Consider the following 8463-nt stretch of genomic DNA (forward strand, 5'->3'; position numbering starts at 1 on the left):
GACCGCTTTTTTGATGTAGAGATAGGTCATAAGCATACTTTTAAAATTCAAAATGTATGGGCAGAAAAACAAAATGTACAAGAGTAGTGATTATTTTTTGCCGAATTTTTATGGTTTAATTTGTTGATATGTAGTGAGTTATAGTGAATTTTGATGATTTTTGATTTTTAAAACGAAATGTACATAAAGTAAAGATATTACTTAGTATGTATATGTACGGTAGAACCTTTGGCAGGTATTTGTTTGGATAGTATATATTAGTGGTGATATATGGGCTAAAAACCCCTTAAAATGGCTTATTTTGGGCTGTTTTGAGGGGTTTTTGGCGTTTGGTGGCCTTGGTGTTTTGTGGGTAATTTTAATGGCTTTTATACTGGATTTAAAATAGCTTGAAAGCCCCTTTAAAATGCCTTAAAATAGCTGTTTTTTGAGTTGGATAAACAGTTGGGTAAACAGTTGGGTAAACATAAGCTAGTAATTTAAGGTAAGTTAAAGGTATATGAAAATGCAAATATTAGTAGCTTAATTACTTATTTTAGCGTGAAACATACCACGAAAAACATTAAAAATCGTGGAACAATAATAAAAAAAGTGCCCTATTTTTAAATAGAGGCACTTTTTAGAGTTTATAAACAAAATGAATACGTACGCAAAATGCGTATTACAGTACATTTGATAAGTTTGCATATTTATGTAAAGAGGCAATCCTTTTATTAAGTTGAATAAGTTCATTGATAGAATCCATACGCTCTTTACCAATAGCATGAATATTCTTCAGCTTGATAGCAGTACCAGACATACATACCATAAGCATGGCTTTAGCTCCTCCTACTTCTGAATAATCTATATCGGTAGCTATAATAGCATTTGCACCAAGTTCAATAGCCTGTTTTCTTAATTGAGCTTTACAAAAGTTCTCACCATCTTTTAATTTTTGAGATAGTGATTCAGACTTAGCTCCAAATAGGTCTGAAAATGAAGAGGAAATTTCAGTTAAAACACCAGTACCCATAACTGATTGTGAAGTAATAATATCAATAACATCATATTCCCAGTTAAAAGGTGAATTTATTGTGATAATTGGAACCTGATGTATTAAAACTGAAAGCTTATTTATTGTATCATTTTTTTCCTGAATGTACATGTTATATGCTTTAGTATAGTCAGCTCTCCCACATTTCTCACAATACCTTAAAGATGTTTTACCAAGATATTCATTTATAAGGGCTGCTTTGGTTTCAGAGCATAGAACTACAGTGTTAAACCTATTTGGTTTGAGGTTAGTATCACAGTTTGGGCAATGTGTAAAATTTTCCATTTTTTAAAAGTTTAACCTTATGATTTGAACTATATTATATAACTCGTAAACGTTGTTTAAATGAAGTTTAAAGTCGGGATAAAAGTCTTTGTCTGGATTGAGACTACGACAAGTTATCGTGCCTTTTTCTACGTCGTGATCTATTATGCTTTTGATCACTATACCGTCTTCGTGTACAATGATAAAGTTTGGCCATGTGGTATAGTGTATTTTTGATTTCCAGTAGTCTTTTTCAATTTTTCGCCCTACAACTACATCGCCCGAACAAATTGCATGCTTGGTGTTGTCGTCCATAGAGTCGCCTTTGACTCTGATACTACGGTATGATCCTTTATGCTGTTTTTGAACAATGATTGGAAACCGTGGTAAATCTCCTAAATATTTTTCGTCTGAATAACCCGAAAGATAACCAGCGTAAGCGTAGTCTTCGATAAGTGGGACCATCATTTGGTAATAGCCATTGCCCATGTCAATAAAATCATTATTGCCATTGGAATAAATGGTGTCTTCTTCATTGACATATCCTATAAATTCTGCTTCATCAAATATATTTCTTGCTTGGGACTGGAATTGAGTATTCGGTACTTCAAATTGAGTATTCGGTATGTCCGCATTTAGCATATATCCCTCTCCTGTAATAACCCAATTCATATTTATATCTACGCAAACTGAGGACAGTAAATCATAGTCTATACTATTTCTTGACCTCCAAGAAGCTAAAGTTTGAGGTTTTATACCTAGAAATCTAGCAAACTCAGCGTCTGAGTCAATTTTGTAGTACTTTTTAATATCATTGATTATCAATGACTTATCATTTTTTGTACTCATTTTGAGTATATTTTTTATAAAAAATTTGGAATGCTTGCAAAATGCGTATAATTTTATACCGAACAATACAAAACAATACAACATAATACAAAACTAATCAAAAAAGTATGGAAGGAAAAGAGTATCTACGTCATGGGGACATTGCCAACCTTGCTAAAAAGATGAATGTCTCACAAAATCACATGGCTTTAATTATTAGAGGTAAAAGAAATAACCTCTTACTAGAGCAAGCAGCTAAGGCATTAATTTCTACAAGAAAAACAGATTTTGAAAAACGAATAGAGTCTATAGATGCCGATAGCGTGGAAAGATGATAAGATTGCCGTTAGGACTTGGGAACTTATTCCAAAATACTACAAAAACATTGATGTTTTAAAAAGCACAGTACAACGCTATAAAAATCAATCTTACGGCATAAAAAAGCTTCAATCTGGCGGGAATGGTAGAGAACTGCTGATTGACTTCGATTCGCTTGACAAACATATCCAAGACGAGCTTGGTGATCCAAGAAAGGTGACGTGCTGGATGGATAAGTTTTTTTCGATTAATGATGATGCAAACACATTTTTTTCGAAGTATCGGTTTGAAAATGGGCGTGGACTCGACAACAAGTATATAAAAGAGTACACGATGAATGCAAGTACGCTGATAGCGGCCAAAATGCTAAGAAGCGCAAGAGAACACGAAAGGCTGGGGCGAGGTGGAAGCCTTAGAGGTGTACCACAGACGATTTGGGTAGATGTTATGAACTATAAGAAGATTCAGGAAATGAAACATGGGTATAGTCATACATTGCCAAATAACGAGAGGAGATTTGCTGATAGTTTGAAGCGGTTTGAGGCTGAAGGGTATATTTCGCTGATTTCGAAAAAGCATAACAATACCAATGCCTTGAAAGTGACAGCGGATGTAATAGAGGTACTGAATGGGTTGTTTGCGGGAACTAGGCTAAAACCAAGCCCTACCAGTGTGGCAAGACAGTATGTGAAGTTTTTGATGAAAGAAATTGAGGTGATTGATAATGAAACAGCAGAGGTATTGAACCCGTTGAAGTATCCGCCACTAGAAGAAAGAATCATAACAGCGTACTTGAACAAATGGGAACATAGAATATCGAACCACAAAGTAAGAGCTGGAGACCGACAACGATACATGAACAAGTATAGAATAACCCACCGATTGGACAAACCTCAACGAGCTGGAAGTATAATATCGGTAGATGATAGGAACCCTCCTTTTATACTGCCAGATGGGTCGAGAGTATGGTTTTATATTGGGATAGACTTGGCATCGGAAGCATGGACAACGTATGTGTATAGCAAGGATAAGAAAGGTATCATTAATGATTTTTATAGAAACATGGTACGGGATTATGTGAGCTATGGAGTAGGGTTGCCACTGGAAATAGAATGCGAAAGCGCACTAAATAGTAGTTTGAAGAATAGTGTTTTGCAAGAAGATATGCTATTTCGGAAAGTGCGAATAGAACGCAATAACTCGACAGGTAAGAAAATAGAACAGTACTTCAGAAAGATACGCTACGGATTAGAGAAAGAAGAAGAAGGCTGGCAAGGAAGACCATTTGCAAGGAATGAAGCCAATCAGGCCAAGACTGAAACACCGATACACTTGGAGTACAAAGCCATAGTAGAGCTAACGATAAGACGGATGCAAGAATGGAATAATATGGAGCATCCTGAGGTAAAAGGCAAAACCAGATGGGAAGTGTTTTTGGAGAACCAAAGAGACGACTTATCGTACAACTGGGACGGCATACTAAGTGTAATGGGTAAAGTAACCCAAACAAGCTGTAGAGTTGGGTACATAGAGCTGAATGGCCAAGAATGGTGTATAGGACAAGAAGGAGAATTAGCAGTAGGCGAAAAGCTAATAGCTACAATGAAAAATGTAGAAGGCAAAAAGCTTACTGTAAGATGGCTAGACGACAAAGAGGGTAACGTAATAAAGGCGTATGCGTACATAAAAGACCGTTATGTATGTGAGCTAGTACCAGTACCACGTTACAACAGGGCGTTTTTTGAGAGAACAGAGCAGGATTTTGAGAACCAGAAACTAATGAAGCTATATGCTAACACAGTGACGGACTTTGGAAGAAAACAGGCTCAGAACATCAAAAAACTGACGATTATAAAGCGAACAGCAACTACAGAAGAAGAAGTAACAATAGCAGAAGAGTTGCCGTGGCCAACTGAAGAAGAACAGATAGTACACCGTAAAAAGAAATCGTTGTTAGACAGATTTTAACCCCACAACCAATATGGAATTAACTACAAGCAGTTGCGTAGGTGATGTGATGTACCTACGCAAAAGAAGGAAGCTATTGCCTCAGCAAAAAAGTTTAGCCTTGAATATACTCAGAAAGAAGATGGTAGAGCTAACAGAAGCAAGCGAAAGGGCGAGTGTACAAGCAGAGAAAGACCTGATTTTAGATTATAGAGCCGAGCTGAATAGAGAGCTGATGATGATAGAGCAAATAGACGCTTCACGCTGGACACTATGAAAGAGTTTGCGAAGGTATTTGAACTACCCAACGGGCAACAGGTGCTATTTGAGCTAGTGATGATAGATGTGCTGGGAGGAACGAGGGTATCAATAAAGTCATCTGTTTGGTTGGACTCTACCTATGTAGAGATACACGATAGAAAAGACACAGACGAAGAAACGATAGCGGTGTTTGAGGGATTTGGGATGATGACAGCTATGAGATTCTACAACTATGTGTACGAACAGTATTGCGAAAACGAAGAGGAACTAATAAACCATTACGAAGAGCAAAGCTATGAGACCGATAAGCAACAAAGAGAGGGTATTGAAGCAAAAAGTGAATAGCCTCAAAAAAGTATTCCGAAACCTGCCATATATGGCAAACGGTGGCTCGGTAATGATAGAGAGCCACAACGGAACCCTAAAGACCACAGTAAGAGTAAACCTAACTAAAGAATAACATGCTACAGATCACTAAAGAATACAAAGAGAAAGTATTGTCGAAGTTGTTGGAGATTAGAAAAAACTTTGATGGCTCGGACAGCGCATTTGCGAAACAATGGGGTATAAACAACTCGGTATATAGTAGGCTTAAGAATAACGAAATAGATGGGCTACTAAGAGATAACCAGTGGCTCAACATAGGCAGAGAGCTGGAAGTAAGCCTAAAAGACCGAGTGTGGAAGATGGTAAAGACAGAGGTGTTTGAGGTGATAGAACAAGATATAGTGTTTTGCCAAGAGTATGCCAAGGGGATGATATTTGTGGACGAATGCGGTATAGGTAAAACCTACGCAGCCAAATACCTGAGCCGAACGCTAAAGAACTGTTTTTATGTGGATGCCAGTCAGGCAAAGACCAAGCAGGCATTTGTACGACTGCTAGCCCGTACAATTGGCTTAGAGAGCGGGAAATACCTAGAGATGAAGGCTAACATAAAACACTACTTGAAAATGCTTCCAAACCCGATTGTAATAGTAGACGAAGCTGGAGACTTGGAATACAATGCGCTACTTGATTTGAAAGAGTTTTGGAATGGTACTGAGAATGCCTGTGGCTGGTACATGATCGGGGCTGATGGACTGAAGGAGAAAATAAACAGAGGTATTTCGTCGAAGAAGGTAGGGTTTAGAGAGCTGTTTTCGAGATACTCTGAAAACTTCTCGTCAGTCGTACCAAATGGTAATCAGGAGCGACTACAGTTCTATAAAAATCTTGTGACGGCTGTAGCATCAGTAAACCTTACAGACAAGTCGATGAAGAACCAAGTAGTAAACCGCTGTATTACGATAGATGCCAATGGAAATATTGGTGGGCTTAGAAGACTAGAGGCAGTAATGATACTAACACAGAAGGAGGTATAATGAAAGCTTTGACAGTAGGGAATATTTTTAAGATAAAGCATAGAAGCTTTGTTTTTTTGGAGCCTTGGAGTCTGGCATTTGGGAAGGCTCCAAGCTGTACAGGAGTCTGGCTGATATACGGCAAAAGTAAAAACGGCAAAACGAGCTTTGCGCTCATGCTAGCGAAATTCTTAGCAACACTGGTAAAGAAGCTATTGTACATATCGGCAGAAGAAGGACTAGACAAAGAGTTTGTGAAAGCCATAAAGCGAGCAGGAATAACCCCAAATGACAAGAACCTGAATTTTACGGAATACCTGACGCTAGAGGCCTTGAAAGCAATGCTACGGAAAAGAGGAAGCCCAGAGGTGATAATGATTGACAACATAGACTTTTATCGGAGCGAGCTAAACAATACAACCTTTAAGGAATTGACGGTAGAGTTCCCATCGAAGCTGTTTATTTTTTTGGCACACGAAGAGCGAAATGAGCCCTATCCTAGCCTAGCAAAAGCCTGCCAAAGAGCTGCAAAAAGTATTGTAAGAATAAAAGGGCTAAAAGCCATAGTATCGGGACGATTGGGCGACGGAGGTACATATACCATAGACGAAGAAAAAGCAAAGCTTTATTGGGGCGAAAATCCAGACATAGACCATGAGCAGTAAAATACTAGAAGCAAAAGAGAAAAGCATACTACTAAGAGAGACCATAGGCATAAGCAAAGAAGAAATGTTTTGGTTTCAGGTAGAAGTCGGATGCCGATTCTTAGAAAATTGGTTTGGCTGGCAAGCAATGGATATAGCTACCAAAACAAACTTCTGGGACTTGTTTCTGATGGAATGGGTATATGACGATGTGGAGATAGACAAACGATATGCCTTGATAGTGGGAGTAGAACACTATAAGAGCATAAAGCTTGGGAGATTTGATGACAGACGATTTTGTGAATTGATGTATGATCTATTAGAACGCAAAACATGAAATTAAGTACTAACAGACAACTACACGCCCTACTAAATCAAACGGGGCTGATGGAGCAAAAAGCAAGTTTGATATATAGTTTTTCGGAAGGGCTTACAGACAGCGCCAAAGAGCTAAAAGAGTATCAGGCCATAGAGCTAATAAAGCACCTAAAGACCAAGCTACCAAGCGAAAAACAAACAGTAGCAGAAAAGCCCAAAGACCCACGACAGGGCGTAAGGCGCTATATTATTTCAAGGTTTTATTTGATGGAAGGCGCAAAGACCGAACAGCAGAAAAAAGAAGCCTTGGGGGTATGTTTAAAATGGGTTGAAAAACACTTTAAGGGCGATTTGAACAGCTTTGATTTGCAGACGCTATTCAAGATTAGGAATGCAGCCGAAAACGCCCTAAAAGATAGAGCAAAGGCCGTAAGGAGGGCGGTAAAAATGGATGATACATAAAATGCCTCGAAAGCTGGGAACAGCCTTACGAAGAGAGTTTGAAGAGCATAAAGTAAAGCTGAAGGAAGATTACTGGGAGTCGATAAAGATTATAGATGTGGAGTTTGAGGAGATTAGTACCAGACTACTTTCGGACGAAGAAAACAAGAACATAGATAAGACAACCTACGGCTCACAAGTATTTATCCGATGCGAAAGAAAATCGAAAAACTAGCCTTGATACTAATTAGCGTGTTATCGGTGATTGTATGGGCATTCATAATTTATTATTTCACTTATAATTTTTTCTTACAATGTACAATACACAAAATTTGAGCGCTCTTACAGAAGAGCAAAAAAGAGAATTGATTGCAGCCGCAAAGCTATTGGAGAAGGAAACTAAAGCACAGGAAGAGGAGAAGTACAAAGCCTACGAAGACCTTCGAAATCAGATGGTGAATGAGTTTGTGGCTAAGGCTCGTACTATGGAAGCCCTCATGAAGCAGTATCATGCCGACATGATAGCAAATATTATGACCTTCAGAGACTTGATGAGAGACTTTGGAGACCTTAGAAAGAACTCGCAGGGAGGTTTTAGTATCATGAACAATGACCTTGATTGTAAGGTGATTTTGCATAAGAAGAAGATTGGTGAATATAACGAGTTGGCCAACCTTGCTGAAGAGCATATTAGAGGCTTTTTGGAGCGTTCGATTAAGCATATTTCACAGGACTTCTACGATATTATTGTGAAGCTCCTAGAGCGCAAAAAAGGTAAGCTTGAATACAGCAGAGTATTAGAAATCTTATCCTTCGAAGATAAGTTTGAGGACGAGGACTGGAAAAAAGGTTGCGAGTTGCTTAAAAAGAGTTTTCAGATTACTTCTTCAAAGTACTATTTCGAATTTCAGGCTAAAAATGCAAATGGTGCTTGGGAGCGTATAGATTTGAATTTTTCGAGCTACGGACAAGTTGAGTTAATCGAAGAAAAACAGGATGCGTAAGTTTATTTACACTAGTCAGCACATCACAGGCGATGTGCTGGCTGGCTTTGACGAAAAGAGCG

12 protein-coding genes are annotated in these 8463 nt (G+C 38.3%); 10 read left to right on the forward strand and 2 right to left on the reverse strand.

Annotation, left to right across the window (positions count from 1 at the left end):
- Positions 1 to 661 precede the first annotated feature (661 nt).
- Both ACOVQ4_RS07200 and ACOVQ4_RS07205 read right to left on the reverse strand, forming a co-directional pair.
- Complete coding sequence (locus ACOVQ4_RS07200) at positions 662 to 1318, reverse strand: heavy metal-binding domain-containing protein (RefSeq protein WP_421819975.1); 657 nt, start codon at positions 1316 to 1318, stop codon at positions 662 to 664.
- A gap of 3 nt (positions 1319 to 1321) precedes the next feature.
- Positions 1322 to 2230 carry a LexA family transcriptional regulator gene (locus ACOVQ4_RS07205; RefSeq protein ID WP_421819976.1) on the reverse strand — a complete coding sequence of 303 codons (909 nt, stop codon included), beginning with the start codon at positions 2228 to 2230 and terminating at the stop codon, positions 1322 to 1324.
- Between the two features lie 23 nt (positions 2231 to 2253).
- On the opposite strand from ACOVQ4_RS07205, the gene ACOVQ4_RS07210 reads away from it, so the two are divergent.
- The 10 genes from ACOVQ4_RS07210 (at position 2254) to ACOVQ4_RS07255 (ending at position 8401) form a co-directional block, all read left to right on the forward strand.
- Positions 2254 to 2460, forward strand: a complete 207-nt coding sequence (locus ACOVQ4_RS07210; protein WP_421819977.1) for a hypothetical protein — start codon at positions 2254 to 2256, stop codon at positions 2458 to 2460.
- A complete protein-coding gene (locus tag ACOVQ4_RS07215; RefSeq protein ID WP_421819978.1) occupies positions 2438 to 4411 on the forward strand; it encodes a hypothetical protein in 1974 nt (657 codons plus the stop codon). The genes ACOVQ4_RS07210 and ACOVQ4_RS07215 overlap by 23 nt, the downstream gene beginning before the upstream one ends.
- 13 nt (positions 4412 to 4424) lie before the next feature.
- The gene (locus tag ACOVQ4_RS07220; RefSeq protein WP_421819979.1) at positions 4425 to 4667 is read left to right on the forward strand and encodes a hypothetical protein; all 243 of its coding nucleotides are present in this window, start codon (positions 4425 to 4427) and stop codon (positions 4665 to 4667) included.
- A complete protein-coding gene (locus tag ACOVQ4_RS07225; RefSeq protein ID WP_421819980.1) occupies positions 4664 to 4996 on the forward strand; it encodes a hypothetical protein in 333 nt (110 codons plus the stop codon). The genes ACOVQ4_RS07220 and ACOVQ4_RS07225 overlap by 4 nt, the downstream gene beginning before the upstream one ends.
- 116 nt (positions 4997 to 5112) lie before the next feature.
- Positions 5113 to 6015 (forward strand): AAA family ATPase, encoded by a 903-nt coding sequence (locus ACOVQ4_RS07230; RefSeq protein WP_421819981.1) that lies wholly within the window; start codon positions 5113 to 5115, stop codon positions 6013 to 6015.
- Positions 6015 to 6659 carry a hypothetical protein gene (locus ACOVQ4_RS07235; protein WP_421819982.1) on the forward strand — a complete coding sequence of 215 codons (645 nt, stop codon included), beginning with the start codon at positions 6015 to 6017 and terminating at the stop codon, positions 6657 to 6659. The genes ACOVQ4_RS07230 and ACOVQ4_RS07235 overlap by 1 nt, the downstream gene beginning before the upstream one ends.
- Complete coding sequence (locus tag ACOVQ4_RS07240) at positions 6649 to 6975, forward strand: hypothetical protein (RefSeq protein ID WP_421819983.1); 327 nt, start codon at positions 6649 to 6651, stop codon at positions 6973 to 6975. The genes ACOVQ4_RS07235 and ACOVQ4_RS07240 overlap by 11 nt, the downstream gene beginning before the upstream one ends.
- Positions 6972 to 7418, forward strand: coding sequence for a hypothetical protein (locus ACOVQ4_RS07245; RefSeq protein WP_421819984.1), 447 nt, complete (start codon positions 6972 to 6974; stop codon positions 7416 to 7418). The genes ACOVQ4_RS07240 and ACOVQ4_RS07245 overlap by 4 nt, the downstream gene beginning before the upstream one ends.
- A gap of 1 nt (position 7419) precedes the next feature.
- Positions 7420 to 7632 carry a hypothetical protein gene (locus ACOVQ4_RS07250; RefSeq protein ID WP_421819985.1) on the forward strand — a complete coding sequence of 71 codons (213 nt, stop codon included), beginning with the start codon at positions 7420 to 7422 and terminating at the stop codon, positions 7630 to 7632.
- A gap of 79 nt (positions 7633 to 7711) precedes the next feature.
- Positions 7712 to 8401, forward strand: a complete 690-nt coding sequence (locus tag ACOVQ4_RS07255; RefSeq protein WP_421819986.1) for a DUF3164 family protein — start codon at positions 7712 to 7714, stop codon at positions 8399 to 8401.
- Positions 8402 to 8463 lie beyond the last annotated feature (62 nt).

The organism is Flectobacillus sp., assembly GCF_049240685.1.
Lineage (GTDB): Bacteria > Bacteroidota > Bacteroidia > Cytophagales > Spirosomataceae > Flectobacillus.

Excerpts from the sequence above, each read along its gene's own strand:
- ACOVQ4_RS07215 (WP_421819978.1), top strand. The coding sequence starts at position 2,438 with ATGCCGATAGCGTGGAAAGATGATAAGATTGCCGTTAGGACTTGGGAA.
- ACOVQ4_RS07235 (WP_421819982.1), top strand. The coding sequence starts at position 6,015 with ATGAAAGCTTTGACAGTAGGGAATATTTTTAAGATAAAGCATAGAAGC.
- ACOVQ4_RS07245 (WP_421819984.1), top strand. The coding sequence starts at position 6,972 with ATGAAATTAAGTACTAACAGACAACTACACGCCCTACTAAATCAAACG.
- ACOVQ4_RS07220 (WP_421819979.1), top strand. The coding sequence starts at position 4,425 with ATGGAATTAACTACAAGCAGTTGCGTAGGTGATGTGATGTACCTACGC.
- ACOVQ4_RS07255 (WP_421819986.1), top strand. The coding sequence starts at position 7,712 with ATGTACAATACACAAAATTTGAGCGCTCTTACAGAAGAGCAAAAAAGA.
- ACOVQ4_RS07230 (WP_421819981.1), top strand. The coding sequence starts at position 5,113 with ATGCTACAGATCACTAAAGAATACAAAGAGAAAGTATTGTCGAAGTTG.
- ACOVQ4_RS07240 (WP_421819983.1), top strand. The coding sequence starts at position 6,649 with ATGAGCAGTAAAATACTAGAAGCAAAAGAGAAAAGCATACTACTAAGA.
- ACOVQ4_RS07200 (WP_421819975.1), bottom strand. The coding sequence starts at position 1,318 with ATGGAAAATTTTACACATTGCCCAAACTGTGATACTAACCTCAAACCA.
- ACOVQ4_RS07250 (WP_421819985.1), top strand. The coding sequence starts at position 7,420 with ATGCCTCGAAAGCTGGGAACAGCCTTACGAAGAGAGTTTGAAGAGCAT.
- ACOVQ4_RS07225 (WP_421819980.1), top strand. The coding sequence starts at position 4,664 with ATGAAAGAGTTTGCGAAGGTATTTGAACTACCCAACGGGCAACAGGTG.
- ACOVQ4_RS07205 (WP_421819976.1), bottom strand. The coding sequence starts at position 2,230 with ATGTTGTATTGTTTTGTATTGTTCGGTATAAAATTATACGCATTTTGC.
- ACOVQ4_RS07210 (WP_421819977.1), top strand. The coding sequence starts at position 2,254 with ATGGAAGGAAAAGAGTATCTACGTCATGGGGACATTGCCAACCTTGCT.